The 26238-nt window shown below is 67.0% G+C and carries 21 protein-coding genes, 2 tRNA genes and 2 pseudogenes; 12 read left to right on the forward strand and 13 right to left on the reverse strand.

Annotated elements, in window-relative coordinates; all coding sequences use genetic code 11:
• Positions 1–206 precede the first annotated feature (206 nt).
• Entirely contained in the window at positions 207–4352 is a 4146-nt protein-coding gene (locus B116_RS0101055) for a carboxypeptidase regulatory-like domain-containing protein (RefSeq protein WP_223874486.1), read from the reverse strand.
• Positions 4353–7063: 2711 nt separating this feature from the next.
• Positions 7064–7144 (reverse strand): annotated as a pseudogene (locus B116_RS29080) (coenzyme F420-0:L-glutamate ligase); the annotation flags it as partial.
• Here B116_RS29080 and B116_RS28880 point away from each other — a divergent pair.
• The 5 genes from B116_RS28880 (at position 7125) to B116_RS0101085 (ending at position 11393) form a co-directional block, all read left to right on the forward strand.
• Entirely contained in the window at positions 7125–8156 is a 1032-nt protein-coding gene (locus B116_RS28880; protein ID WP_397540537.1) for a tyrosine-type recombinase/integrase, read from the forward strand. The pseudogene B116_RS29080 and the gene B116_RS28880 overlap by 20 nt on opposite strands.
• A gap of 178 nt (positions 8157–8334) precedes the next feature.
• Positions 8335–8505, forward strand: coding sequence for a hypothetical protein (locus B116_RS27275; protein ID WP_155255708.1), 171 nt, complete (start codon positions 8335–8337; stop codon positions 8503–8505).
• Positions 8506–8519: 14 nt separating this feature from the next.
• A complete protein-coding gene (locus B116_RS0101075; protein ID WP_027658951.1) occupies positions 8520–9512 on the forward strand; it encodes a nucleotidyl transferase family protein in 993 nt (330 codons plus the stop codon).
• Positions 9509–10381: a hypothetical protein gene (locus B116_RS0101080; RefSeq protein ID WP_155255709.1), complete on the forward strand. Its 873-nt coding sequence runs from the start codon at positions 9509–9511 to the stop codon at positions 10379–10381. The genes B116_RS0101075 and B116_RS0101080 overlap by 4 nt, the downstream gene beginning before the upstream one ends.
• A complete protein-coding gene (locus tag B116_RS0101085) occupies positions 10374–11393 on the forward strand; it encodes an NAD(P)/FAD-dependent oxidoreductase (RefSeq protein WP_027658953.1) in 1020 nt (339 codons plus the stop codon). The genes B116_RS0101080 and B116_RS0101085 overlap by 8 nt, the downstream gene beginning before the upstream one ends.
• A 15-nt stretch (positions 11394–11408) precedes the next feature.
• Here the strand turns inward: B116_RS0101085 and B116_RS0101090 are convergent, their stop codons facing one another.
• The 3 genes from B116_RS0101090 to B116_RS0101100 form a co-directional block, all read right to left on the reverse strand.
• Entirely contained in the window at positions 11409–12428 is a 1020-nt protein-coding gene (locus tag B116_RS0101090) for a tryptophan--tRNA ligase (RefSeq protein WP_027658954.1), read from the reverse strand.
• A 40-nt stretch (positions 12429–12468) separates the two neighbouring features.
• A complete protein-coding gene (locus tag B116_RS0101095; protein WP_033667212.1) occupies positions 12469–13149 on the reverse strand; it encodes an HAD family hydrolase in 681 nt (226 codons plus the stop codon).
• A gap of 164 nt (positions 13150–13313) precedes the next feature.
• Positions 13314–13389: transfer RNA gene (locus tag B116_RS0101100), tRNA-Lys, on the reverse strand.
• 257 nt (positions 13390–13646) lie between these two features.
• On the opposite strand from B116_RS0101100, the gene B116_RS0101105 reads away from it, so the two are divergent.
• The gene (locus tag B116_RS0101105; protein ID WP_027658956.1) at positions 13647–14921 is read left to right on the forward strand and encodes a L,D-transpeptidase; all 1275 of its coding nucleotides are present in this window, start codon (positions 13647–13649) and stop codon (positions 14919–14921) included.
• A gap of 71 nt (positions 14922–14992) precedes the next feature.
• Here the strand turns inward: B116_RS0101105 and B116_RS0101110 are convergent, their stop codons facing one another.
• The 3 genes from B116_RS0101110 to B116_RS28035 all read right to left on the reverse strand — a co-directional run bounded on the left by B116_RS0101110 (position 14993) and on the right by B116_RS28035 (position 17091).
• Complete coding sequence (locus B116_RS0101110) at positions 14993–16345, reverse strand: autotransporter outer membrane beta-barrel domain-containing protein (protein WP_223874487.1); 1353 nt, start codon at positions 16343–16345, stop codon at positions 14993–14995.
• A 264-nt stretch (positions 16346–16609) separates the two neighbouring features.
• A complete protein-coding gene (locus B116_RS24600; protein ID WP_155255710.1) occupies positions 16610–16867 on the reverse strand; it encodes a hypothetical protein in 258 nt (85 codons plus the stop codon).
• Complete coding sequence (locus B116_RS28035; RefSeq protein WP_027658958.1) at positions 16867–17091, reverse strand: hypothetical protein; 225 nt, start codon at positions 17089–17091, stop codon at positions 16867–16869. Before B116_RS28035 ends, B116_RS24600 begins: the two co-directional genes overlap by 1 nt.
• Before the next feature lie 333 nt (positions 17092–17424).
• Here B116_RS28035 and B116_RS28715 point away from each other — a divergent pair.
• From B116_RS28715 to B116_RS0101140, 3 genes and pseudogenes are all read left to right on the forward strand, one after another.
• Positions 17425–17601 (forward strand): annotated as a pseudogene (locus B116_RS28715) (helix-turn-helix domain-containing protein); the annotation flags it as partial.
• A 72-nt stretch (positions 17602–17673) separates the two neighbouring features.
• Positions 17674–18642 (forward strand): hypothetical protein, encoded by a 969-nt coding sequence (locus B116_RS0101135; protein WP_027659015.1) that lies wholly within the window; start codon positions 17674–17676, stop codon positions 18640–18642.
• A gap of 10 nt (positions 18643–18652) precedes the next feature.
• Positions 18653–19192 carry a GNAT family N-acetyltransferase gene (locus B116_RS0101140; RefSeq protein WP_027658959.1) on the forward strand — a complete coding sequence of 180 codons (540 nt, stop codon included), beginning with the start codon at positions 18653–18655 and terminating at the stop codon, positions 19190–19192.
• Between the two features lie 79 nt (positions 19193–19271).
• Here the strand turns inward: B116_RS0101140 and B116_RS0101145 are convergent.
• A tRNA-His gene (locus B116_RS0101145) sits at positions 19272–19344 on the reverse strand.
• Between the two features lie 87 nt (positions 19345–19431).
• A complete protein-coding gene (orn, locus tag B116_RS0101150; RefSeq protein ID WP_020608295.1) occupies positions 19432–20028 on the reverse strand; it encodes an oligoribonuclease in 597 nt (198 codons plus the stop codon).
• 68 nt (positions 20029–20096) lie between these two features.
• On the opposite strand from orn, the gene B116_RS0101155 reads away from it, so the two are divergent.
• Entirely contained in the window at positions 20097–21353 is a 1257-nt protein-coding gene (locus B116_RS0101155; protein WP_027658960.1) for a glycosyltransferase 87 family protein, read from the forward strand.
• Positions 21354–21483: 130 nt separating this feature from the next.
• Here the strand turns inward: B116_RS0101155 and B116_RS0101160 are convergent, their stop codons facing one another.
• From B116_RS0101160 to B116_RS0101170, 3 genes are all read right to left on the reverse strand, one after another.
• Positions 21484–22101, reverse strand: coding sequence for a hypothetical protein (locus tag B116_RS0101160; protein WP_027658961.1), 618 nt, complete (start codon positions 22099–22101; stop codon positions 21484–21486).
• A 193-nt stretch (positions 22102–22294) separates the two neighbouring features.
• On the reverse strand, positions 22295–23035 hold the full coding sequence (locus B116_RS0101165; RefSeq protein ID WP_018723148.1) for a YcnI family copper-binding membrane protein: 741 nt from the start codon (positions 23033–23035) through the stop codon (positions 22295–22297).
• Positions 23036–23051: 16 nt separating this feature from the next.
• Positions 23052–24716, reverse strand: a complete 1665-nt coding sequence (locus B116_RS0101170; RefSeq protein WP_027658962.1) for a copper resistance CopC/CopD family protein — start codon at positions 24714–24716, stop codon at positions 23052–23054.
• Between the two features lie 287 nt (positions 24717–25003).
• Here B116_RS0101170 and B116_RS0101175 point away from each other — a divergent pair, with 287 nt between their 5' ends.
• Positions 25004–25528 (forward strand): DoxX family protein, encoded by a 525-nt coding sequence (locus tag B116_RS0101175; protein WP_018723150.1) that lies wholly within the window; start codon positions 25004–25006, stop codon positions 25526–25528.
• Positions 25521–26237 (forward strand): DsbA family protein, encoded by a 717-nt coding sequence (locus B116_RS0101180; RefSeq protein WP_027658963.1) that lies wholly within the window; start codon positions 25521–25523, stop codon positions 26235–26237. Before B116_RS0101175 ends, B116_RS0101180 begins: the two co-directional genes overlap by 8 nt.
• The last annotated feature ends 1 nt before the right edge of the window (position 26238 follow it).

Below are 26238 nucleotides of genomic sequence, written 5' to 3' on the forward strand. Positions count from 1 at the left end.
GGGTATAGGGCTTGACGGGCGCGGCTTGCGCGGGAGGTACGTAGAGCAGTCCGGCCGCCAGGATAGCGGTAAAACCCGCGGCCGAGGTTGAGTACCACCGGCCGCCGCGCCACCGACTGGTCACGCTTACTGAGCTTCGAGAGTCGACTGCGGACATTTGCGTCTCCAAAGATCACCAAGAAGGCGAGATCAGCCGGGCGGTGGCATCAGGAAGTGGGCGGGTTGAATCGCAGGCCCAGTCCGGGCCGGAGGACGGGGTGGCGGTAGGTGTACTGGATGGCGTGGGTCCCGTCGGCGTTTTCGATGCCGATGGTGGCGCCACCACCGCGTTCAAGGAACGTGCCATCGTTGTCGGCATAGGCGAAGCGGTAATCGCCGGCCTCGTCAAGGATCACCTGGAACGTGACCCGGGTGAGGGGGTCCTCGTACGAGTGGACGTTGCGCCACTCGATAACGAACTGTCGGTCAGGGGCGTTGCCCCGTGTCGTGGTGCGGATGCTGGCGTCGTCGTCGACGACCCAGTCGTGCCAGAACGGGTAGAGGGCAGCGTTGGGTTCCTGCGGGCTGTCCGGCGATGGGATGGGCCAGGCGTCGGGCGCGGGCTCGCCGGGGTCGACGAAGCTGAGCACGCCGTTGGTGTCCACCCAGCCGGTGGAGTAGGTCTGCCCGTAGTGCGTGACCGGGAACGGCAGGGTGAGCGAGGTGTAGGCGTCATCGCCGGTGAGGGAGACCACGGTCGTGTCCGCGGGAATGTACGGCACGGGCTCTTCGGAGAAGATGTACCCGCCTCCGGTGGGGGTGGCGCTCAGGGGGTAGTCGGCGATGGCCTCGGTGTTGGTGCCGACTGTCACCTGTCGCACCTCGGACCCCGCGCAGGTGCCGCTGGTCGCCGTCGCGATCGCCGCCCAGGAGCCAGCCGGCACGTTACCCACCGTGTATGTGCCGTCGGTTGCGGTGGTAATCGACCTGTCGGCCACCACCACCGTCGCCCCGGCCACCGGGGCGCCCTGGCAGGTCACTGTTCCGGCTACGCTGCCCTGCCCGGGCGGGTTGGGGGTGAAGGTGACGCCCTGGCCGCTGGCCAGCCAGGCCTCGCGGTGCAGATATTGGAAGCCGATCGAGCCGTCAGCGTTTTCGATGCCCACCGTGGCCTCGCCGCCCTGCTCGACCGCCTTTTCCGGGTCGATGTCGGCGTAGGCGAGGGTTATATCACCCCCCTCGTCGAAGATGACTTCGAAAGTCGCGCGGATGGTGGGATCGCCGTAGAGGTGGACGTTGCGCCACTCCACGATCCACTGCCGGTTCGGCGCGGTGCCGCTGATCTTCGTGGCGATCCGGGCCTGCGCGTCGACCACCCAGTCATCCCAGTGCACATAGACCGTGGCGTTCGGTGAGCCCTCGCTCGCCGGTGACGGGATGGTGCCTGGTGCGGAACCGATCCACCCGAAGTAGGCCGGGTCCTTGAAGCTGATCAGCCCGTTGGCACTGATCCAGGCCGAGGTGTGTGACTCGCCGTAGAGCTTGACGGGAAACGGTGGGTTCTTCTGCCACACCGTCTCGTCGCCCTGCCATCCTTCCACGATGTCGCCGGGCACGAAGGTTTGCGCACCGGTGGTGCACTTGTAGCCGAACTCATCGCCGTCGACCATCAGTGACAGGTCCACGTCCAAGGTGCCGCCGGAGTGGTTGATGGTTTCGCGGGCGTACTGGCCCGTGCATCGGTTGTCCGCGATGGACGCGGCGACCTTGTACTCCCCGACCGGCACCGTGGTGAACTGGTAGCTGCCGTCCGCGCCGGTGGTGACGGTGCGATTGCCCGGGTTCAGGGTGACCGTCGCCCCAGCTATTGGTTTAGCGGTAACCGCCGTCGTGAGCACACCACTGACGGTGCCCGCCGGGGCCGGGGTGTAGGTGATCGAGGAGTTCGCAGTCAGCACCGCCTCGTGGAAGGTGTACAAGGCCGCGACCGTGCCCGACGCGTTTTCCAGCCCGACAGTCGACCCAGCACCCGTCTGAATCGGTGTGGACATCGCCCCGTAGTGGAATGCGATACGCCCGTCTTCGTGGAACATCACCTCGAACGTGACCCGCTCGGTGTTAGTTGGGCGGAAGCCGACGTTACGCCACTCCACGACAAAGGACCGATTTGGAGCGGCGCCCAGGGTCTGTGTCCGTACGCTCGCCGATCCGTCAACCTCGAAGTCCTCCCAGAATGGGGCCACCACCGCGTTCGGCGCGGCCGCGGTCGGCATCGTCGGGTTGGCCCACGCATCCACTGCGCCGTGAACAGCACCGAAACTGACCAGTCCGTTCGTGTGCACCCACCCGGAGGTGTAGGACTGACCGTGGAACTCGATCGGGAAGGGCAACGCCACCGATGTCGCCGCGTCGTCACCGGTCAACGCCAGCACGTTGGCCGCAGGAACGTAGCCCGATGGCCCTGTCCTGCATGCATAGCCCAAGCCGCCGTAGTCCGGGCCCAGCTGCAGATCGACGACAGCGTCAGCGGACAACTCCACCTGACGGGATGCCACCTCACCGCATCGACCGGCCATCTGCACCGACACGCCGTAACTGTCGGCCACCAGCCCCGTGAAGCTATACGCGCCCCCGCTACCCGTCGTAGCGGTCAAACCGCTCGGGTCGAGAGTGACCGCCGCGCCAACCACCGGTGCGCCCGTGGTGTCGGTCAACGTGCCGGACAGATCGTAGATCTTCGGTCCGCCGTCCACGTCCGGACGGGTGAAGGTGATCGCGATGCCGCTGCTGAGCACCGGCTCGTCGATCGAGTAGGACAACCCGTCCTCACCCACGGCTGCCTCGATACCGACGATCGCGTTGCCGCCCTTCTCGGCAGCGCTATCGAGCTGGTCGTAGTTGGTGGTCACCGTGCCATCCGGTGCCAAGATCGCCTCGAAGGACAGTCGCTGCGCAGGGTTGGCCTTGCGGTGCACGTTGCGCCACTCGACCACGAAACGCTGATCGTCACCGCTACCAACAGTGTCGGTCCGCACACTCGCCGCAGCATCTACCACCAGGTCATCCCAGAACGGAGCCACGATGGCGTTCGGCTCCGCCGGCGCCGGTAGCTGACCACCACCGGAATACGGGTGGGAGCCACCCGGATCGGTAAACGACAGCACCCCGTTGGTATCCACCCACGCGCTGCGGTAGAAGCCACCGTAGAACGGGAACGCGAACGGCAGCTGCACCGTGGCGACCGAATCATCACCCGTCAACGGCAACACGGCAGAGGCAGCCATGAAGGAGGCTGCCTGCTCACTGCAGGTATGACCAAGGTCGTCGCTGAACACCAGGAGGAAGATGTCCAGCACCTGACCGAGTCCGTCGACAACGACATCCTGGGTGAACGCGGGCCCGCATCGGCCACCGTAGGTCACCGTGAGGGTGTACGAGCCGGGGGAAAGGCTACTGAACGAGTAGCTGCCATCCGCAGCCGTCGTGGTCTGATATCCGCCGGGCTGGAGTTCGACGACCGCGTCGGCCTGCGGCAGGAAGAACGGGTCGTACACGGTCCCGGACAGGCTCGCCGCCGGGGAGACAGTGAACTGCTCCTGGCTCATCCCACTGACCCGGTTACCGTCGTCCACAGCGACCGCGTACACCGGTCGCTCGCCCGTAGTGGTGCCCACATCGATGGTGATAGTCGCGGTGCCGCCCGCGGTGCCGGCATTCACGGTGCTACCCAGGCCGGTGCCGTCCACGCTGTACTTGAACGCCGTGACGTTCGTGTCACCACCGGCGTCGAAAGTCACCGTGAGTTGATCGCCGGCCGTTACCTCGTTCCCGTCCGGAAATGTGATCTTTGGTGGCAGTGGAACAGCAAGCTCCGCCAGGTTGGCCGCCGTCTCGGTGAAGTTGTACACCCGCACGTCATCGACGGTGCCGGTGAAGAAGCTGTCGGCGCTGCCGTTCCACGTGCGGCTACCGACCGCCACCTCGGCGGTGGCGTTGAAACCCCCGCCGAGCGTGGCGGTACCGCTCTGCGCCGCCCCATTGACGTACAGGGTCATCTTTTTGGTGGATGCGTCGTACACACCAGCAAGGTGCGTCCACTTCCCCGCCGTCGGCGCCGCGTCGGACAGTACGCTGTACAGCGCCGGATCATCGGTGTCCGCCCCGGCCATCGCGAAGCGCCAGCGCTGACTGCTACCGGCATAGCCCAGCTGGTACGCCGAGGTCCTGGACCCGCTGGCACTCACCACCGTCTGCACCCCGCCACCCTCTGTCGAGGTGATCTTCACCCACGCGGCGACGGTAAAGTCGGCGTCGGTACGGACCGGGGTGGAAACCTGAGTGTCCGGGTGAGGACTGTTGACCGGGCCGGACATGACCGCCGCCGTACCACCCGGCAATGACAGGGCGGTGCCAATCCCGGACCGTCCCGCGACCCAACTGGCCGAGCCCCCGACAGTCAGGGAGTTTCCGTGGCCAGCGGCATCTGTCGCCGTGGAACCGTCACCGTCTTCGAAAGTCCATTCCGCCGCCGGGCCGGACCCGGCGCGAACGCTGAACGTATATGTCACCGGGGTAGAGAATCGGCCCGCGTGATCCTTCGACCACACGTAGAGCCGGTTGATCCCGTCATGCAACGGAGCCAACGACACCGTCGCTCCATGGTCGCTGCTGCGAGCCGCAACAGTCTTCGCCCCGTTCAGCACCCCGGAGTCCAGGCTGTAGGCATACTCCTTGACCTCGTACGGCCGAGTCGCCGGCGGATCGATGGCGAACGTACCTGAGATACCGACGCCACCCCGCGGAGTGCCGTCATCAACATAGTAGCCGGAGTTTACATTCGTCGATGGCGATGGGGGTGTCGAATCCACCGTAAACTCACAGGTACCCGACCACGTGCCGTGATCGGAACCGTCCCAGGTCCGGGCCTGCCACACATAACTTCTCCCGTCAGTCAACCGACCGGACGGGATCTTTTTCGATACCGTCGACGAGTTGCCCGCGGCCTGCGAAACCTTGTTCGACTCGCTTCGCGATCCACCCACCGGCCACCAGTAGAACCAGGTGGTCAAGGACTGCTGCGACGAGTCCGGATCAGACTGCTTAGCCGACAACGTCGGCGTCGTGGTCAACACATACGGCCGCGCTGAACCCGTGGCGCATACCTTACCGTCGGACTTCCGCGTCGACGGAGCATTCGGCAACGTATTGTAGGTGATCGCCAACTTCGGTGAAGCATGATTGAACCGTTTCCACTGACTCAGCGTTCCCTCGTTGACCGCTCGCAAGCCAACAGTCAACGTCGACCACCCACTCGCCGCCGCCTTCGCCACCATTGAGGTTACATTGAACTCAATCGTCCCCGTACCCAAACATCCGTGTGCCGCGCCGCGCTTACGATTACCCAAAGCCTGAGCGGTGTAACTGCTGTACCATGTCGGCTGCTTGTTCCACGTCGTACCCGATGAGATCGACCCCGTCATCCACAGCTTCGCATTCGACTTAGGGCTACAGGTCCATGCCCACCGCTGCTCGATCCGGAACTCCGCCTTCAGGATTCGCTTGCCCCGCACCGCCGACGTGTTCATTCGGAACAGCGACCGAATGATGTAGTCAGCGCAACCGGAGCAGTCCTCGGTGCGACCCGAACCCGCTGACCCATATGTCGAACCGTTGTTCAGCGCCGACGAGTTCTGCCAGAACGAACTCGACTTGTACTTACTCCACACCGACGTCCACGCATTGCCCGAGATCCCACCGGTCCACGACGGATCAATGAACACCGGTAGCTTCGTGTCCGGATCCGCCAGGAGCGTCTTATCGGGAACCAGCGTCATCGTCTCACCCTCAACGCGGACCGGCATCACGGCCTGACGAGCCTTTTCCGGCACCGCCTTTCGGCCCGCGGCCGCCCCGTCGACCCGTACCCCCGGCGTGACCAAGGCCGCCGCCGTGGGCTTGCGCGTTACGGTGGCAGACGTCCCACCCTTGTCCCCCGCAGCGGCGGGAGCAACACCGCTATCCGTGCCCGACGAATCCCACATCAACGGCGCCGGGGCCGCGAAAACCGTGCCGCCCTCGGCGTCACGGGCAGCCAACCCACCGCCAGCCGCGGCTGACACCGTCACACCCTTCGTTGCCACTCCAAACTTCAGTGACGCCAACCTCGGGTCCGCCGCAGCCGCACGCGAACGCACCACCAACACCTGCGAAAACCCGAGAGGTTCCGCGGTTACTTGAAGATCCACATCCGGAAACACGTCGCGATACGTCGCGGTATTACCCTTCAAAACCGGCGCGGGTAGCGTGTCAGGCCACGACAACGCCAACTCCCGAGAACCGTCCCGCAGTCGCACAAATGGACCGTCTCCCGCACCTGAGAACACGATCGGCAGCACCGTTGCCCGGGGCGACACACCCTCCGGCGTCACCTTCAACGTCGTGTCAACCGGAACCCACGAATCGCCCTTACGCACCCTCGTCGGCTCGATCGTCTGCTCCACCGTCCGGGAGTCATCGGCATTAAGAAACGTCTGCGACCACTCTGTTCGCTCAGACAGAAGCTCCACCCGCCGACCACACACCTGCACCATACGCCGCGCGGCCACCACGTCCGACTGCTCGTCAACACACGCCGAGGCCGCCGCCGGCGCCGCTGCAGCCCTAACGGGAACCCCCACGCCCGTCATCGCCACAATCGTGGCCACCAGCACCGACAACCATCGCCGCCATGCCCGCACACCGAAAGCAGTCACCCGGCACCCCCGTCGCTCGAACAAGACCACCGAACCGTAGATCTCTCACAAGTCAATGTAAAGAAGTATCACGCATTGTGAACTACAAAAAAGACAAACTCGGACCAAATCTCACACTCCACTTTCCACACCCAAAAGGAGTGATTCAATTTTTATGTACAGTTCTTCCGAATTTCGGATTCCCTCCCAGACCCAGCGCGTTCGCAGTCCCACCACAAATAGACATAAGGCACATAGATGCGGTTTACGAACCCCCGACAGTCGTAATCCCACAAAGCCGATGAAATGAGAGTGTGGCATCTTCCGTTGATTGGCCGGTGGGTGTCGGAGGATCCGTCCGCCGTGGCAATCAGGCCAGTGAAGGTCTCTTCCTGCCGTTTACCGCCGTACTCCGTGATTGCAGGACGGAGGGGTGTCAGGCGGGGGCAATCTCGCCTTGGGTCAGCTACGGTATTTGGCTGGCGGCGTCAGGAACGCACGCCCTCTTCCGTCTGGCAATGGCTTCCGGTCCTCCAGGGCCCGCACTTCGTCTACGGACAGGAAACCGGCCTCAATGCCGGTGCGGTAGACCTGGTACCGCTCCACGGTCCTAACGCGGAGTCTCACGGGGGCTGGATCGAGCCAGACCGGCTGACAGACCGGTTTGAACGGCTAGTCCGGAGGGCTGGCCCACCGCCGATCCGACTGCACGACCTACGCCACGGTGCGGCAACGATCGCGCTCGCGGCGGGAGTCGACCGGAAGGTACAGGAGATGCTGGGCCACGTGTCCATCGGACTCACGTCAGACACCTACACCTCGGTCCTACCTGAGGTAGCGCACGATGCGGCGGAAGCCGCCGCGCGTCTGGCGCCCCGGCAGAAGCGCTCCCGGGCTCACGCGAGCCTAGGAATTCGACCAGCACCGATCACGCCAACCGGCACACCGGCCGGCCCGAGGACGGATCGGGGCAGCAACGAGCCGACACGACCACCAGTGAGGTTGTTGTCGCGGCAGCAGGAACAGCGGTCGCAGTTGTGGAGGGAGCGGGCGGCAGCGGGCTCGCTCAGCCTGAGAACAGCTACTCCGGGAACCGTCGACAGCACGACGGCCCGGTGGGGCATCGACTCAACCCGCCGGAGAAAGATCCTTCATGACGACTCCCCTGTCACTCGACACCATCGACCACCCGCCCACTCCCAAGCCTCCAACGACCGGCGACGCTCCCGAAGGAGCGCCACCACCCCGGCCGATCGAACATGGCGGGCAGACCGTCACGCGGTCACGTTCGTATCAGTACGCCTCCGCCGGCAGCACCCTGTCAACCAACATCACCGGCAGTCGATCACGACTCTTCAGAACCCATTAGGACACGCTGGTACCCGTCAACCCGTACTGATATCCAGTGGTACGGATTCCCTGCCGAAAATGACAGAAAAATCTTGACCCACCCCGTTCAGCCATCTCACCTTGCGAGACAGCGCTCCCGCCAGCCGAGCGGGCCAGGGTTACAGGTCGCCGAGGACCCCATCGGTGAGTCGGACCGGCACGGCTTCCCGAACCGAGGCGTACCCGGTGCGGCCGAAGGGTCGGCACCGGCCCTCACCATGGCAATGCCGCACTCGTGGCCTCCGCTCTCACGCCCGGGGACGACACGCCCACCACCGCACTGGTCGAGCTGAACGCTGCCCTCGTCGTGGCGGCGAGCGGGATGGACATCGACGAGGCGGTCAACCTGGTCCGCCACGCCCGCCGGTCCGGACACGCCATGCGCCTGCTGAGCACGCTCTCCTGAAAGAAGGGGCCGCCATGCCCGCCGTATCTATCGACGCCGAATCAACAGCAATCCTGACCGAACGGCTCGGAGCAACCGCTCTCCGCTTTACTCACACCGACGACGCACTGTGGGTCTTGCACCCCGACCGGCGCCAGTCGTTAGCGATCGTGACGGGCTTCGGTCCGACCAATGCACCGACCGCCGGCACCTTGTCGGTCATGCTCGGCGCGATCGAGTTGCAGCGACAACTCGATGTGCCGATGACGGTCGTCATCTCCGACCTCGGGGCATGGAACTCCCGCAACGTCTCATGGTCGGCCCTGGTGCGGGTTCGCGACCAAATGCTCGCGTTCCTTGTCGAACTCGGCCTGGGTCCCCACCAAGCCGAACTACGGTCCCACCTTGAGCACGACAACCTCGTGCGTGCCGGCCGGGTCGCCCGCTATCTGTCCCGGGCTGACTTCCAGGAGCACCGTGAGAGCCTCTTGGAGCTTTACGCCGAGCACGGCTTGCTCGGCAGCGAAACCGGGGTGGTGGTTGACTCGCTGTACACGGTCGCTGACGTACTCGGCCCCTTCGACAACGGCGCCAGCAACGTCCTCATGGTGTCGGGTATGGAGGAGGCGTACTTCACGGACCTGGCCCGCCTGGTGCTACAACGACAAGCGAACGCCGGTGAGCTGGGCCTCGGCTGGAGCGGCCGGATCGGCGGCCTGTACTTCCGGGTCCTCGAAGGGCTTGCCGGTTACCCCAAGATGTCCAAGAGCATCCCCGCGTCGAGCATTAACCTCAACATGACCCGGGCCGAGATCACCGACCGGGTGATGGACGACGAGGAGTCGTCCCAGGCCGCGTTGCTGTCAACGATCGAACTCAGCAGCGGCTGGGACGCCGTGGATGTCGCCCGCACCCGCGAGGCATTCGCAGACCGCGTCCTACGTCCCGACAGTTGGCGCCAGGCTCGCCGAGAGTTCTGCCACTCATTCGGCCGATTCGCGGAGATGTGGCAGCGATGCGCCCGATGAGCCCGGTCCTCGTCCTCCTCGGTGCGTCGGGGCGCCTCGGCCGTGCAGTCCAGCCGCTGGCCGTCGCCGCCGGATTCCACGTCGTTGCGGTCGCGCGGACGCCGCCGGCTGCCCCGACGCCGGGCAGCACTCAGTGGGTTGGCGCAGACTTGACGGTCGTCCGGGACCGCGCCCGAGTTGCCGCCGCCATTACAAACCGGATCGCCTCATCCGGTCCTATCTACCTCGTGGACGTCGTTCTCGACCGTAGCGGGGTAGACGCCATGCACCGCAGCATCCGAGGCGCGACCGAAGGCGTGCTGCAACTACGAACCGAGTTTCGCGCCACAGGCCAGGAAACGACGCTCATCGCCGCGAGTACGACCGCTGTGCTCGCTCCCGGGCTGTATCAGACGCCGTACGGGCTCGCCAAGCGCAGGCAGGTCGTCAGGTATGCCCGCTCCGGCGTCACGGGCGCCGCGCTACTGCTCCCCCAGCTCGGCCCGGGAACGGGCACTGTATCGAAACCCCAACCGATCTGTTCCTTCGAGCAGGCCGCTCACGCATTGGTCAGCACCGTGTCGGCTGCACCGCACCACGGCTTCACGGTGCGTGTGCCCGCCCTCGACGTCGAGACCAGCCATACGGCTGTCAATGGCAGCACACTCCTGGCCCATCTCCACAGTCTTGTGCTCGACCGCGACTCCATGCTCGCCCATCGGGCGGCAGCCCGCGGCCGGCTGGGCTGGACTCCCGAGCGGCTGCGGCTTGGCAACGATCACCACCACGCACCGGTGGAACTGGTACGCCGGTTTGCCAACCGATACCACCTTGTCGTCGTCGATGAGCGGTCCGGCCGGGGCCCGATCCGTGGAGGCAGTCATGAGTGACGACAGCGTCGATGTCCTTGTCATCGGGGCGGGGCTGTGCGGCCTCACCATCACCGTCACCGCCGCGCGGCAGGGGCTGCGCGTTCGCTGCCTCGACGATGGACGCCCCGCGGCCTCGCGGGCCAACTTCGGCCAGTTGCACTCCGGCGCCGTCTACGCCCCGGTACTCCCCGCACTCAGCACAGCCTGCTGGGAGCAGCGGGACCGCTGGCACGACCTGGCCAGACCCGCACGGTGCGGCGAGGCCACCGGGATGGCGCTGTTTCACTCAGCAGATGGCGTGCAGCGCTACCTGGACGCGTGGCAGCAGATCGGTATCGACGCCTCGGAGGTGGACCCGCGAGGCGCGGGAAGGTTCCCGCCGCCGGCAGCCGCCTTTCGCATCCCGGACTACAGCGTCGACCTGTCGGTCCTCAACACACGCCTCGTCGATCTGGCACGTTCCAACGGCGTACCGGATGTCCAGCGGTTCACCGCCGTCCTGCGTCGCGATCCGGATAGCGGCCTCGCCTCGATCGCGTCTCCCGCGCCGCAGTCGCGGATGGTGGTGCTGGCAGCCGGCGCCAGCACACCGACCTTGCTGTCCAACGCCGGAATTCAGCACACCCTGCACAACCGCCGAATCGCCTGGGGCCGACAGCCCGGGCTTGCGGTCGACGGTGTGACCTACTGGCTGGACGGCGATCTGCTCGCCATCAGCCCGGACCGTGGCGGCATCCGCGTGGGCTTGCCCAGCGTGCAGGATGGATACGGCACAACGGCGGAAGAACATGCCCGACTACGGGAAGCACTCGATCGACACCGTCTCAAGCCGGCCCGCCAGGACCTCAGCCTGATCTGGGGGACCGTATGCGAGCCAATCAGTCTGCAGGCTGATCCATCCAGCCTTGTCGTGGACCTCCGACAGCCTCCAGAAGGATGGACTCCCACCAGGAATCTGCTTGTCGCGCTGCCCGGCAAATGGACCACCGCCTGGCGCTGCGCCGACCAGGTGATTGACGCGCTCACCTGACCGGCGGGGGCCAAGCTATCCGATGCCAATGGCGTCTCTCACCCGCTCCAGCAATGGCCTGGTCTGCTTCCGGGCCTTGTCCGCGCCGTGGGCAAGCAGGTCGTCCAGCTCACTGCCCTGCGCCATCAACGCCTCGTAGCGCTCCCGAAGCGGCGCGAACTCCGCGACAAGCGTGTCAGCGAGCTGCGCCTTCACCTCTCCCCAGCCCATCCCACCGGCCGACAGCCGCGCCCGTGTCTCGGTGACCACATCAGCCGCGCCGAACCGCTCGAGCAGCTTGAAAACGGCAGCCGAGTCGGGGTCCTTCGGTTCCTCCACCGGCACGCTGTCAGTCGGGATACGCCGGACCAGTTTCCGCAGGCTGGGCTCTGACGCGAACAGCGGGATCGTGTTGCCGTACGACTTGCTCATCTTGCGACCGTCGGTGCCGGGCAGCGTGTGCGCCGACCCCGCATCCGGAATCACCGCAGCGGGGATCTTGAACTTGAACCGGTCCCCGTACACGGCGTTGAAACTGCCCGCGATATCCGCGGCGTACTCGACATGCTGGACCTGGTCGCGACCGACGGGCACGACATCGGCGTCCATGATGAGGATGTCGATCGCCATTAACACCGGGTAGTTGAACAGGCCCATGTTCACGCCAGCGTCAAGATCCTCCTTGCCGGCTTCCCGGTTGCGGTCCCGCGACGCCTTGTAGGCGTGCGCCCGGTTCATCAGGCCCTTGCTGGCCATGCACGCCAGGATCCAGCTCAGCTCGAAGATCTCCGGGATGTCCGACTGGCGGTAGAACGTGGTGCGATCCGGGTCGAGCCCGGCCGCCAACCAGGTGGCCGCCACGGAGCGGGTGTAGTGCCGCAACTGATCACGGTCGCGAATCGTCGTCAGTGCGTGATAGTCCGCGATGAAATACAGCGACTCGTAACTGTCGGCCAATCGCAGCGCCGGCAGGATCGCGCCGATGTAGTTGCCCAGGTGCGGCTCACCGGTCGGCTTGATGCCGGTCAGCGATACCCTTCGCGCCGTCGAACCCATGGGCATGATATTACCGTGATCAGCCAGCGATCTTCCGTCCTCATTGGCTATCGGGGTGTACCGAGATGCTCCTGTTGCCGTTGGCAAGGTCGAGCAGCGACGGCAACTCCGCCATGCTCCTGAAGGCTCGGACAGGCTCCGGCGCGAAGCCGTCGGGCGCGTACCGCAGCACGCGCATTCCCGCGTTACGTGCAGCTGCCACCCCGGACTCGCTGTCCTCGACAACGACGCAGCGGGCCGGCGGGACGCCCATCCTGGACGCGGCCAACAGAAACAGGTCGGGAGCCGGTTTGCCACGGGCGACCTCGGCGGCCGTGAAGATCCGGCCCTCGAAGTACACCGCCAGGCCGCAGCTGCCCAGGGTCAACGCGACCTTCTCGGGCCGCCCGTTCGACGCCACGCAGGCGGGGACACGAAGCTGCTGCAACACCGGTACGATGCCGGACACCGGCGTCACCTGGGCGCGCAGCGCGGCATCAACCGCGACGGTCAACGCGTCGAACCAACCGGGTGGGACAGCACCACCAAGACGATCGGTGATCAACCGGGCCGCCGCCGCCTGATCGAGACCGGCTAACGCGCGAGTGCACTCCTGGTCGGTGATCTGAATACCCAGCTGCCGCATCCGGTCGGCGAGTACCCGGCTGACGATCGGCTCGCTGTCCACCAGTACCCCGTCACAGTCGAAGATCACGAGATCGACCGGACCATGATCGCCCATCGGTGATCGCCTCCCTTCCGGCCGCGTCGCACCAGTCACCGCCGGTCCCAGCATCGCCGGCCCGGTCCAACGGCTCCCGAGCACCCACCGAGCGACCAGCTACCACCGCCGTACGCGAAAAGGCCCCGACCGGCACAGAAGTACCAGGTCAGGGCCTTGCTCATTGGTGCGCCGCCAGGGACTCGAACCCCGAACCCGCGGATTAAGAGTCCGCTGCTCTGCCAGTTGAGCTAGCGGCGCTCGTTGGCAACGGGGAGAACCCTAGCACGCCAGTTCAGCCGGCTTGTAATCCGATCCCCACTCCCCTCTTTCGGTCGAGATATCAGGACAGATAGCACCAAAACCACCAGGATGGCTCTGGGCGGGCCGGTGCGGCGGGGCATGGTTGCGGCACGATGTGCGCCAGGTGCGTGCGAACTGTGTTGGAGACAGGGCCACGGGCCGGTTGACCACCGGCTCGGTCCAGCTCTTCGACGGCGAGGAGTAAGGAAGAGCACATGCGAGCCGTTAAGGACCCGCCGCCCCTGCGCGGGCAACGCCGTCCCGGTCAACGCCGACACGCGTTCGTGGCCGGGCTGCTCACCGCCGCCCTGGCGCTCACCGCCGCCTGCTCCTCGGGAGACAAACAGCCCGACAAGAAGACTGACGACACGCCACCTCCCCCACTGGCCTCCGTCAGCATCGTCGAGCCGGCCGCCGACGCCCGGGACGTACCCGCCTCCACGGGCATCGCCTTCACCGCGGAGCAGTCCCAGGAGACCACTGTCGCCCTGGTTGACTCGGCGGGCGGAGCCGTCGAGGGTGCGCTCGACGCCGACGGCGCGAGCTGGCTGCCCACCGGTGCGCTCGAGTACGGCGAGACGTACACAGCGACTGTCACCGCCACCGGAGACGACGGCCGTCCCGCCACCGCGACCAGCACCTTCACCACGATGGCCAAGCCCGATCAGCAGGTTCGGGTCAGCAGCTTCCTCGGCGACGGGCAGGTGGTCGGGGTCGGGATGCCGCTCATCGTCAAGTTCGGACGGGACATCCCGGAGGAGTACCGGGACGACGTGCAGCGGCGGATGACGGTCACGGCGGCCCCCGCGCAGGAGGGGGTGTGGCACTGGGTCAGCCCGACCGAGGTGCGGTACCGCCCGCGGGAGTTCTGGCAGGCGAACAGCACCGTCTCGTACCGGGTGCAGGCTGGTGGCCTGCCGCTCGGCGACGGCTGGTACGGCCGGGCCGACCTCACCGTCGACATCAAGATCGGCCCTGCGCTGATCATGACGGTGGAGAACAAGACGAAGCGGATGGTGGTCACGAAGGACGGCGAGAAGGTACGCACGATCCCGGTGAGCCTCGGCAAGAAGTCCACGCCCTCGTCGAGCGGCACCATGGTGGTGATGGAGAAGCTACGCGAGACGGTCTTCGACACATTTGAGGAGCTGGGGCCGGACGAGGGCTACCGCACGGACATCGAGTACGCGCAGCGGCTTACCTGGGGTGGCGAGTTCATTCACGCCGCGCCCTGGTCGGAGGGGCAGCAGGGCTCGGTGAACGTCTCCCACGGCTGCGTCAACGTGTCGATGGCCAACGGCGCCTGGCTCTTCGACAACACCCGGATCGGTGATCCGATCCAGGTGTTGGGCACCGAACGGAAGCTGAAGAACGGCAACGGCTGGACGGACTGGAACCTGAGCTGGGAGGAGTACGTCAAGGGCAGCGCCCTGCCGACGGAGCCGGCGACGCTCCCCTCCACGACCGCCCCGCCCAGCCCAGCCACCTGACCCGTACGGCGGTTGCGGCGTCGGCCCCTGACCGAACCAGGTGGACCGGATTGACTCTGCCGTGCTCACTGTTATCCGGCGCAGCCGGGTACGTCGCCGGAGCAGTTGTTTGGCCGATTCTTAATCACAACGGTACCGGTGGCGGTGTTCAGGTTCACGGTGCCACCCGCCTCGTTGAAGATGCCCCCACCGTCAGCTACAGCAATATTCTTCATCACTTTTGTCGCGAAAAGGGTGAGCACACCAGGCGCTTCGTTGTAGATACCACCGCCTTCGCTACCCGCCTGGTTGCCGATCACCTTCGTGTTTCGCAACACCAGCTCCGAAATATTATAGATACCGCCACCCGCGTCGTCGGCGTTGTTGTTCTTGATAACACTGTTCGTAGCGACAGCGGAAGCGTCGGTGTCCACTCCCAGGCCACCAGCAAGCCGGCCGGACAGGTTGCCGATGATGGCGACAGATTCGAGGGTAATCTGCGTTCTGTTATCCGCGAAGACACCACCAATCACATCAGCGACATTGTCCGTGACTTCAGTATCGACGACAAAGCCGGAACCGTCGTCAACGAAGATTCCACCAGCATTACCCCGAGCATGATTGGCGGAGACGCTACTTTGCTCGATCCGGACGGTTCCCGCGCTGGCGACCCCAGCCCCATCTCTGGCGGCATTGGCGCGCACTCGGGACTTGCTGATTTGAAGTTCGGCAAACCCGGCGACACCTCCACCGTCCGTGCTGGCGGTGTTCCGTTCGATGATGGAATGGGCAATGCGGGTGGTGCCGTTGGCGGCGATGCCGCCGCCGTCACCGTCGGCGATGTTGCGGGTGATGGTGCTGTGGTTGGTGGTGAGGGCGCCCCCGGAGTTCACGAGGATTGCGCCGCCGTTGCCGTCGGCCCGTCCGCCGATGAGTTTCAGTTTGTTGAGGGTCAGATCGCCCCCGACGTCGACGGTGAGGATGCGGAACTCGTCGACGGCGGCGGCGCGTTCGATGGTGGTGTGTTTGCCGCCGTTGAGGGTGATGGGGGTGGTGATGGCGGGGAGTCCGGCACCGTCGATGTCGGCGGTGAGGAGGTAGGTGCAGTCTTTTGCCAGGTCGAGGGTGGCGCCGCCACGGGCGTTGGCCAGGGTGATCGTGGCGATCAGCGCGTCGGTGTCGCAGGGCACGGGGGTGCCCTGCGGCTTCCCTCCCCTCCCCTGTTCCCTACTTCGTTTCCGGTGGTTGTCGGTGGAGGGTTGGTCGGCATTCTCGAGGTGGTCGCCAGCGGTGGTGCGGGGCCGTTCGTTGGCGTTGGCGGCGGGAGCGAGGCCGACGGTGGTGAGGGCGAGGCCGGTCATGCCGGCCAGCCCGACGGCCCAGCGCCGCCGTCGCGCCTCTGCCTGGCTTGTGCCAGGAGATCTGGTGTGGTGTCGGGGCTTCATCGCGGTGTCGACCTCCTTTCCGTGCGTGGCGAGGAGCCGCGCGCACGCCCGGAGCAGACCGGGATGGCACTCCTCGGCTACCAAGCAGGTGGTAGCAGCCACCCTGAGCTAAGCCGACATAAGCCCCATTGAGACATGAACACGAGGAAAAAACCTGAAAGGCTCGTCGGTACTCTGGCATCCGGCGCACAGCCTCACACCCTCGAGTGGTTCCGATGACCCCACGACCAACTGGTCTCGGTGATCTGCATCGACTCCGGTCGTCTACCGGTGCAGCACGACACCGTCGAATCTGACGTACAGCTGACGACGGCGCACCGCGTTGCCCGAGTCATTCAGCTCGTAGCCCTCCAGCCACACCCAGCCGTCGTAGGTCGGCCGATCAAGGGCCCGGATCACCCGAACCGTGATCGGGCGAACGAACTGCGGAGAGGCACGTCGGTCCAGGCGGATCGCCTCCCCCGCCCGCAACCTGCGGCCCGCCGCTGCCGGCCGGGCTGCGGTCTGGCCTCTGGCCGGCATCACGGCCGACCCGTGCGCCCCGGAGGTGCCCACCCGCCCTGGCCGACCGTGGCGAGGTAGTCATAGGCGGTCTTGGTGGGCGGGCACGGCCACCCGCATCCGCAGACCGGGCACCGGTCCACCCGCGGCCAGTGCTCGTTGATGATCCGCTGAGCCGACAGGATCATCCGGTTCCGTAGCTGGATCGTCGACAGGCCCGGGCGGGGCCGGGGCTGGGTGGCCATCACCGCCGGCAGGCCCGTTGCCGGGCGAGCGGAGTCAGCAACGGCCGGCTGTCAAAGATCACCGTCGGCTGATCACACAGTGTGCGGTAGGCACCAGCTCGCGCCATATAAACGGTGGCCGGGCCAGTCGCATCCAGCCGTACGGAACGGCGGCGACGGCGAAACAACCGGATCATGTGCGTGCTCCCTGTCGTCAGATGAGCTCCCCGCGCCGGCGCGTATCCCCGGTGGAGCAATTCATGGACAGACAGAGATTCACCGTTAGGCTTCGGGTAGCGGTAGGCGTGCGTTGTGTGCACACGGATCGCCCACACTTCCAGCGCAGGAGGCGAGATGACCTCGTTTGGGCAGGTTCTTCGGCGATACCGCCAGCAGCGACAGCTTTCTCTCCGCAACCTGCAGAATAGGATCCAGTTCGACTACAGCTACATTTCCCAGGTTGAACGGGGCACCCGTCGCCCCACACTCCAGTTTGCGCAGGCATGCGAAGACGCCCTAGACACCGGTGGGATTCTTGTAGACACCTACCGACAGGACCAGACGGGCGATGCCGCTATGCGTAGACGATCCCTGCTACAGGCCATGGGCGCACTCGCCGCTACTCCTGTTGCGGGAAGCCTTGTCGAGTTGGAAGCGCTGCGCCACGGCCTAGCCGCTGCCACCGGCTACAGCGAGTGGGAACAGGTGGTAGCCGACTACGGTAGCGACTTTTACGTCATTCCCCCTACTCAGATCATTGAACGGTTGCGCGGGGACCTGACTGTGCTGCAACACCAACTCGCCGCCACCCCGGGCGATCGGTCACTACTCCGCGTTGCCGGCAGCCTGTCAGCGATCATGGCGATGGCCGTCTCCACGTTGGGGCAGAACACGATGGCGCGGCGGTGGTGGCGTACCGCTCGCACCCACGCCGACCATTCCGGCTGCACGGGCACGCGGGTGTGGGTACGGGACTGGGAGGTCGTCAACGGTACCTACGAGCACCGGCCCATCACGGAGATCCTCAATCGCGCGGAGGAGGCCACCGCTATCGCAGGCGACCGGGCATGTGTCGGGCATGCGGGCGTGCTGGCCGGGCAAGCCCAAGCGCTTGCCGTGGCTGGGCAACCGGAGGCAGCCCTGAATGCACTTGAAGCCACAGCCGCCATGACCGACCGGATGACCAACGAGGCGACCCGTGATACGGCCAGCATGTTCGGGTGGCCGGAGGTCAGACTGCGACACACCGAGTCGTACGTGTACACCCAACTCGGCTACACCACGAAGGCGCTAGCCGCACAGGATCGGGCGCTGGAGTTGTACTCCGCTGACCTAAACCGGGAACGTGCGCAGATGCTGATGCACCGCGCATCGTGCCTCATCCAGGACGGACACGTCGGCGACGGCCTCAGGTGTGCAGCCGATGTCCTCGACGCGCTGCCGCAGTCTGATCACAACGCGCTGCTCCACCACATGGCTACCGCGGTCGTCACTCGGATACCCAAGCGGGAGCTACATCGGGTGGAAGCCGTAGAGCTGCGGCAACGGCTCGCCGAACTGCCGTCGGGCTAGGCTGTCGCACGTGGACGGGGTGACGTACACGATCACTGACTCGGCTGGCGCCCGCCAGCTCACCGACGACGTGCGGAACCTTTACGCCGCCGTGTATGCCGAGGCCCCGTACCACGAGGGGCCGGAGCATGTTCGGCAGTTCCGCCGCTGGTGGTCGGATCACCTCCGACGCCCCGGCTTCGCCCTCGCCTCCGCTACCGAGGCCAGCCGGCTGGTAGGGGTTAGCTACGGATACACCATGCCCGGCGGCGACTGGGTGGAGCCGAACGCGGACGAGCCACCCGCGCTCTTGCGGGCCGCGGAGAAGCTGCTGGTGCCGGAGTGGATGGTGGCCGGGGACTATCGCGGGTCTGGGGTAGGCCGACGACTGCTGTCGATGCTGCTCAACGGGCGATCCGAGCCATACGCGGTACTGGCCGCGAACCCGCACGCGCCGGCGCGACGGTTGTACGAACGGATGGGCTGGCGACAGTACGGGCAGATCAGACCCAAGTCGATCCCGGACATGGACGTGCTGGTGCTGCGGATTTCTGCCCTGGACCCGCCCTAGCTCCCACGACGCCCCCACAACGACGCAGGCCCCCTCCGTGGAGGGGGCCTGCGCTGCGGTGGAGTAGCTCCACCTTCCGGGTGACTGATGGGAATTGAACCCACGACAACCGGGACCACAACCCGGTGCTCTGCCAACTGAGCTACAGCCACCATCCGCCGTGCCAGGGATCACCCTGGCGGCGCGACCAATAATAGCCGCAACCGGCCCGGCCGCGTCCAGCGGGTTCGGCCCTGCGGCTACAGCTTCGCGGCGATCGCCTTGGCGCTCTCCACGTCCGGCCCCGGCAGCGGCACGAAGAGCGTCCGTCGGTAGTACTCGAGCTCCCGGATGCTCTCGCGCACATCGGCCAACGCCCGGTGCTCCAGGCCCTTCTGCGGCTGGCTGAAGTACACCCGGGGGTACCAGCGCCGGCAGAGCTCCTTGATCGAGGAGACGTCGATCATCCGGTAGTGCAGGTGGTTGTCCAGCCGGGGCATGTCCCGGGCGATGAAACCCCGGTCGGTGGCGATCGAGTTGCCGCAGAGCGGGGCGGTACGGGGGTCCTTCACGTGGCTGGTGATGTAGTCGAGGACCATCTCCTCCGCCTCGGCGAGCCCGACCGTGGAGCGGCGGACCTCCTCGGTGAGCCCGGACTTGGCGTGCATCGTCGCCACGATCTCGGGCATCTTCTCCAGCGCCGCCTCGTCGGCGTGGATCACCACGTCGACGCCCTCGCCGAGCACGTTGAGATCGGGGTCGGTAACGAGCGCAGCGACTTCGATCAGCTTGTCGCCGCCGAGGTCCAGGCCGGTCATTTCACAGTCGATCCAGACGAGTAGATCTGCCACCGGCACAGCCTACGCGCAGCCCAGCGGCCCGCGCGCCGCGCATCTGTCGGCACCGCGACCGTTAGGGTTCTCTCGTGCCAGCCGAATCCGTCTCCCCTCCCGTCGTCATCGAGGACGACACCAGCGGGCGGACGGCGCGTCGGATCGTCACGGTTCTGGCTATCGCCGCTGTGCTGCCCGCGCTCTATCAGAAGGGGTGGCACAACTTCTACGACCTGAAGATCTACATGTCGGCGATGGAGTGGTGGTCCGCAGGCAATCCGCTCTACGACTACGTCCAGCCGGACGTGGTGCAGGGCGAGCTGTACTTCACCTATCCGCCGCTCGGCGCGCTGCTGCTGTCGCCGTTCGCGCTGCTCCGGTTGGACGTCACCGTGACGATCTTCACGGTGCTGACCGTGCTGGCGGTGGTGGTGACCACCCGGTGGCTGGTTAACCCGGTGATCGCCCGACACCACCTGCCGCGCGTCTTCACCCTCACCGTGGCGGTGCTGCTCGTACTCGCCGTGGAGAGCACCCGGGAGACCATCACCTTCGGGCAGATCAACATGCTGTTGGTGGTGTTGATCCTGGCGGACCTGCTGTTCGCCGTACCGCGGAACGGGCGTTGGGCCGGGGTCGGGGTGGGGCTGGCGACGGCGCTCAAGCTGTATCCGGGCATCTTCATCGTCTATCTGCTGGCCTCCCGGCAGTGGCGGGCGGCGGCGGTGGCGAGCGCGACGGCGGCGGGAGCGACGCTGCTCGCCGGGGCTCTCCTGCCGCTCGAATCGTGGCGCTACTGGACGCACGAGTTGTGGGCGACCGACCGGGTCGGCCGCACCGACTACACCGGCAACCAGTCCCTGTTCGGTCTGATCCACCGCCTCACCGTGCCCCAGGAGCCGGACCGACTCCTGTGGCTCGCCCTGGTCGCGGTGGTCGCCGGGTACGGGCTGTGGCGGGCGGCCCGGGCGGCCCGGGCCGGCGACGCGTTGACCGGCCTCACCCTCACCGGCCTGGTTGGCGCGCTGATCAGCCCGATCACCTGGCCCCATCACATCTACTGGTTCGTGCCGGCCGTCGTGGTGCTGGTGGACGCGGCGCTCGCCGCGAGGCCGGGCCGCAGGCGCCGTTGGCTGTGGCTGCTCGTCGCCGGTGTCACCGTGATCATCGTGTACGGCGTGGTGACGTTCCACGATTGGGGCACTGCCCTGGTGCGCACTGACACGGTCGGAGAATTCCTGGAACGCAATGTCTACGTGCTGCTGGGGTTGATGCTGCTGGCTGCTCTGCCGATCCGCAGCAGACCGATTCAATCGGACACTCTTCACGAGACGCCCACAGCACGCTAATCTGACTTCAAGGAAAGTAAGTGACGTTTCGGTAGCACCGATCCCCCGGTGCGGGACGGCCCTCCGTGTCGGCAGCACGGAGGGCCGTCCTCGTGTGCCCCGCTACCGACAACCTCGCCGAGTCGAATCGCTACCGTGCCGAGTCGAACGGAGTAGCCGGCCGCAGCCGCCGCGCCGGCAGCCGGCCGGGATCAGCCGGCAGGTCGGTCGCCGCCGGCTCGTTGAGCGGCCAGGCCGGGCCGGCCTCCGCAGCCCGCCGGTGCCTCACCGGGCCGACCTCCGCAGCTTCCCGGTGCCCCACCGGGCCGATCGTGCGCTCCCCGGCGGGGCGGGGCATCGCGCGGGTTCGCTCACCGGAGGCGCCGACCGACACGAGCTGCCGGGCCGACGCGTCGAGCCGGCTTCCGTCTCGCGCGACGACCGGCCGGCCCCCCGCTCGGGCAGCGGGCGCACCGAGCCCACTGAGGGAGGTCACCCCCAGCCGGCTGGCGAGCAGCGGCACCTGGTCCGGCTCGACCACGAAGACCACCTCCCGGGGGCGAACCGGTCGCAGCAGCAGCGCCAGGGCCCCCGACACCAGCAGCATCCCACCAACCAGGAGGGCGGCGGTGACCGGCGCGACCCAGCTCTCCCGCAGTTCAGCGCGGAGATCCAGGGTCAGGTCAGCGCCGAGTGCGGCCCCACCGAGCAGCACCGGAATCCCGGTGACCAGCAACAACACCCCGGCGACCACCCGCACGAAACGCACCGACTTCACCCCTCTCCGTAGTTGAGCACCCGGACGACCTTACCGACCTGAAGCGCCCAAACAGGGGATATCCACGGCCATCGCCGCGGAAAGGCACCGGCCCGCCGGAAACCCGACGGGCCAGGCCGAGGGGGCCGGCGGGTCAGCGCCAGCCCGGCGGGAGCGGGTCAGCGCCAGCCCCGGCGGGAGCGGGTCAGGCCTTCGGTGCGGGCTCGCGCCGGGACCGGGTGAAGGCCAGCCCACCCAGCACCAGGCCGCCCACGCCGGCGACCAGGCCGGCGACGCCGAGACCGACGGCCAGCCCGTCCCCCGCCGCCGCGTCATCCGCAGCCTCGTCATCCGCCGTGGCCGGCGTCCCGTCCTGGGCTGCCGCCGAATCGGCGTCCTCGGCGGCGGCCAGCTCCAGCACCGGGGCCGGCGCCGCCGGCTCCACGCCATCGGCGGTCGGCTCGTCGATCCAGCGCACGACCGCACCGTCCGAGTACGTCTGCAGCGACTTGAAGACCATCGTGTCAACCGTGGGCAACGGCCCCACCGAGACCGGGAACTCCTGGAACATGCCCGGCCCGATACCGGCCTCGGGCTGCGCCGTCCAGGTGATCTTCGCTACCGCCTCGGTGATCTGGCTGCCGTGTACCTCCACCGGCTCGTCGAGCGTGCGCTTCTCCACCACCGCCGTCCAGCCCGGGACCAGCATCGTCGAGACCGATCCGAGCGGGGCGTTCTCCGGCAGGAAGACCTCCACCTTGGTGGTGGACTCGGTGTCACTCTCGTTCGGCACCCGGAAGGCAAACCGGCCGTACCCGCCCTGGGTTGCCTCCTTCGGGTCGACCGTGATGTGCGCCGAGGCGGCCCCGGCGGAGCCGAACACGGCTGCGGCGACCGCGCCGAGCGCGAGGAGGGCGATGGCGGAGCTGCGCCGGTGACGGATCATGAAGTGGAACCCTTTCCTACTTGACGGCCACGGTGGTCGCCACCGTGGCCTGGTCGATCTCAGACGTGCGGACGGTCACCCGCAGCTGCCAATCCCCGGACGCGGGCAGGTTGATCTCGCCGGTCGCGTGGTTGTCGGTCAGTGGCAGCAACGGCACCTCGATCGGTTCGATTCCCGCCGCCGGCAGCGCGACGGTGGCCCGCCACTCCGCCACCGGCTGGGGTCGGTTGTCCGGGGTGTAGGCGTAGAAGTGGACCGAGTTGTTGCCGCGCTTGGCCGGGTCCATCTCGACCTGCAACGAGTACAACGAACTGGTCAGGGTCGTCGAGAAGTAGCCGCTGTTGGACTGGGCGGTGTCGGCGACCGCGGTCCGCGCCGGAGTGGTCTGGACCAGCGCCGCCGCCAGCCCGAGCAGCACGGCGGTGATCGCCAGCTCGACCATGATCGCCCGCCGCACCGGCGCGGGCCGCTCGGGCGCCGTACGCCGACGCACCAGTGTCCGAGAATAGGCGGCCACCGCGACCACCAGAACGAAGAGCCCGATCTTGCCAAGAAGCAGCCGACCGTACGGGGTGTCGACGAGGGCCGTGAGGGAGGCGACCTCGATCAGCGCCTGTACGACCCCGGCGACGAGCAGCGCGGAGACGGAGAGCGCCGCCCAGCGGGACCAGATCGGCAGGATCGCGGCCAGCTCCCCCTCATCGGCCTGGCGTAGCAGGAAACCGACGAGCATCGCCAGCCCGCCGAGCCAGACCGCCATGCCGCCCAGGTGCACCGCGTCGACCACGACCGAGACCACCGGAGCCGGGGAGACCGCCGGATGACCGGAGAGGGGCCAGGTCAGCAGGGCCGCACCGCCGAGGAGGCCCAGTATCACCAGGTCGGTCCGGCCGACCGGGCCGGCCAGCACCGGCCGGAGCACGAACGCCGCCGCCGCGAGGAGGCCCAGCCGGACCAGATGCGCGGCGCCGAAGGCGCTACCCAGCACCGTACTCAGGCCCGCACCGGTGACGTCGAAGACGCCGCCACCGTTGGTGTAGGGAATCTGGAGCCAGCCCGTCGCCAGGGTGGCGAACGCCAGCAGGCCCAGACCGGTCCACGCCAACCGGGCCGGGCCGCGACGGGACAGCCGGCGGGGCCAGAGCAGGGTGAGGACCAGCACCGGGCCGACCAGGAGCAGCAGGCCGACGTAGCCGAGATACTTGCCAACCTTGATACCGACACTCACCACCGGGTCGGCGCGGCTGTCGCTGCCGGTGTCGACCGGGGGTGTCGACGGGGCCCCGACGGAGTAGGTGAAGGCGCCGGAGACCGGATGACTGTCTGCCGAGATCACCCGAAAGCTGACCAGGTAGGTGCCGCGACCGGAGTTCGGGTCGACCGGAATCGCGACGACGGTACCGTCGAAGCTGGGCTCGCCCCGATCCGCCCGCGACCCGTCCGGCGCGATGACCCGGATCTTGCCGGGTACCTTGCGGACCGACTCACTGAAGGTGAGGACCACCTCGGTGGGTGCGTCCGGCACCACCGCCGACGAGGCCGGGCTGCTACTCACCAGCACCGCGTGGGCGCTGGCCGGGCCGGCGGGGGCCACCAGTAGGGCAACGAGGGCGATCAGGAGACCACCAGCAGCGGTGAGCCGGGCGGTCCAGCGGCGGAGGACGACACTCATGCCGGTCATGCTCGCCCAGAATGCTCTCTGATGCCCAACCGGACCTGGGTCGGCGGGAGACCCGTGACCGGGCCGCCCCTCACCGCTCATGAGTGGGTAGTCGGACGTCGCCCCGGAAAAGTTCCCGGCGTGGCAAACCCCACCTAGGGGCAAAGGTCCCTACCGTCCCAGCTCGCTCCGCGTAGCCTGAACTGTCATGATCCTGACCCCGCGTGACACCGCATCCGCTGGTCCCGCCGTTGGCGTAGCGTGGATCGGCTGAGTGCGGGAACTTGCCGGGGGCGAGGAGCGACCACATGAGCGTGACCAGTTCGAGTAGCCGCTTCCTCCGTTGGCCAGTCGTCCGCCCCTGGATCGGACTCGCCGTCCGGCTCGGCCTGGCCGCGGTCTGGCTTCTCGCCGGCGCCGCCAAGGTTGGGGATCTCGCCGCCTCCGGCCGAGCGGTCAACGCGTACCAGATCTTCTCGTACGACGTGTCGGCCGTGATCGGCGCCGCGCTGCCCTTCCTTGAGCTGGCCCTCGGCGTACTCGTGCTGATCGGGTTGGCGACCCGGCTGACCGCCGGGGTGTCGGTGGCGCTGCTGCTGGTCTTCATCGCCGGCATCATCTCGGCGTGGACGCGCGGGTTGAGCATCGACTGCGGCTGCTTCGGCATCGGCGGCGAGCTGGCCCCGGGGCAGGCCCCGAGCTACCTCCCGGAAATCCTCCGGGACCTGGGATTCCTGGCGTTGGCCGGGTTCCTGTTGATCTGGCCCCGCACCCCGTTCTCGGTGGACGGCTGGTTGCTGGGCGAACGCGCAGTGGAGGACAAGGATGAGTAGTCGGAAGGGCCGCAAGGAGGCCGCCCGGGTGGTCCGGGAGCAACTGGCCCGGGAGCAGCGGCGCAAGCGGACGCTGTGGGTGTCGGTGACCGCCGTCTTCGTGCTGGTGATCGCCGGCTTCGTCGGCTGGGCCGTCTACTCCGAGCAGCGCGCCGGCGAGTTCACCCCGCCGCCGGGCGCCAACGAGGCCGGCACCGGCATCGTGTACGGCTCCGGGCCGGTCACCATCGACCTGTACGAGGACTACCTCTGCCCGGCCTGCAAGCAGTTCCAGGAGATCAGCGGCGAGACAGTTGACCAGCTCGCGGACGAGGGCAAGGCGCAGGTGGTCTTCCACCCGGTGGCGATCCTGGACAGTCGCTCCACCACCCAGTACTCGACCCGCTCCTCCGCCGCCGCGGGCTGTGCCTCGGCCGGTGGGAAATTCCGCGAGTTCAGCGAGGCGCTCTTCGTGCAACAGCCGGCCGAGGACGGCGCCCAGTTCAACAACGACGAGCTGATCGACCTCGGGGTCGGCGTCGGGCTGGACCGGGACAGCTTCGGCTCCTGCGTCAAGGACGGCACCTATCTGTCCTGGACCAAACACGTGACCGAGGAGTCCAGCCGGGCGAACGTCTCCGGTACGCCGACGGTCCTGGTCAACGGGGAGCCGGTCGCCGACTGGACGTCGCCGGAGAACATCCGGGCCGCGGTGGAGGCCGCCAGCTGAT

The sequence above is a fragment of the Salinispora fenicalii genome (assembly GCF_000514815.1).
In the GTDB taxonomy this organism is placed as follows: Bacteria; Actinomycetota; Actinomycetes; order Mycobacteriales; family Micromonosporaceae; genus Micromonospora; species Micromonospora fenicalii.

Coding starts and splice junctions, on each gene's coding strand:
- B116_RS0101165 (WP_018723148.1), bottom strand. CDS start 23,035: ATGATCCGTCACCGGCGCAGCTCCGCCATCGCCCTCCTCGCGCTCGGC.
- B116_RS0101135 (WP_027659015.1), top strand. CDS start 17,674: ATGGGCGCACTCGCCGCTACTCCTGTTGCGGGAAGCCTTGTCGAGTTG.
- B116_RS28035 (WP_027658958.1), bottom strand. CDS start 17,091: ATGGCCACCCAGCCCCGGCCCCGCCCGGGCCTGTCGACGATCCAGCTA.
- B116_RS0101080 (WP_155255709.1), top strand. CDS start 9,509: ATGAGCCCGGTCCTCGTCCTCCTCGGTGCGTCGGGGCGCCTCGGCCGT.
- B116_RS0101170 (WP_027658962.1), bottom strand. CDS start 24,716: ATGACCGGCATGAGTGTCGTCCTCCGCCGCTGGACCGCCCGGCTCACC.
- B116_RS24600 (WP_155255710.1), bottom strand. CDS start 16,867: ATGCCGGCCAGAGGCCAGACCGCAGCCCGGCCGGCAGCGGCGGGCCGC.
- B116_RS0101175 (WP_018723150.1), top strand. CDS start 25,004: ATGAGCGTGACCAGTTCGAGTAGCCGCTTCCTCCGTTGGCCAGTCGTC.
- B116_RS0101105 (WP_027658956.1), top strand. CDS start 13,647: ATGCGAGCCGTTAAGGACCCGCCGCCCCTGCGCGGGCAACGCCGTCCC.
- B116_RS0101075 (WP_027658951.1), top strand. CDS start 8,520: ATGCCCGCCGTATCTATCGACGCCGAATCAACAGCAATCCTGACCGAA.
- B116_RS0101095 (WP_033667212.1), bottom strand. CDS start 13,149: ATGGGCGATCATGGTCCGGTCGATCTCGTGATCTTCGACTGTGACGGG.
- B116_RS0101110 (WP_223874487.1), bottom strand. CDS start 16,345: ATGAAGCCCCGACACCACACCAGATCTCCTGGCACAAGCCAGGCAGAG.
- B116_RS0101180 (WP_027658963.1), top strand. CDS start 25,521: ATGAGTAGTCGGAAGGGCCGCAAGGAGGCCGCCCGGGTGGTCCGGGAG.
- B116_RS0101085 (WP_027658953.1), top strand. CDS start 10,374: ATGAGTGACGACAGCGTCGATGTCCTTGTCATCGGGGCGGGGCTGTGC.
- B116_RS0101090 (WP_027658954.1), bottom strand. CDS start 12,428: ATGGGTTCGACGGCGCGAAGGGTATCGCTGACCGGCATCAAGCCGACC.
- B116_RS0101055 (WP_223874486.1), bottom strand. CDS start 4,352: ATGTCCGGCCCGGTCAACAGTCCTCACCCGGACACTCAGGTTTCCACC.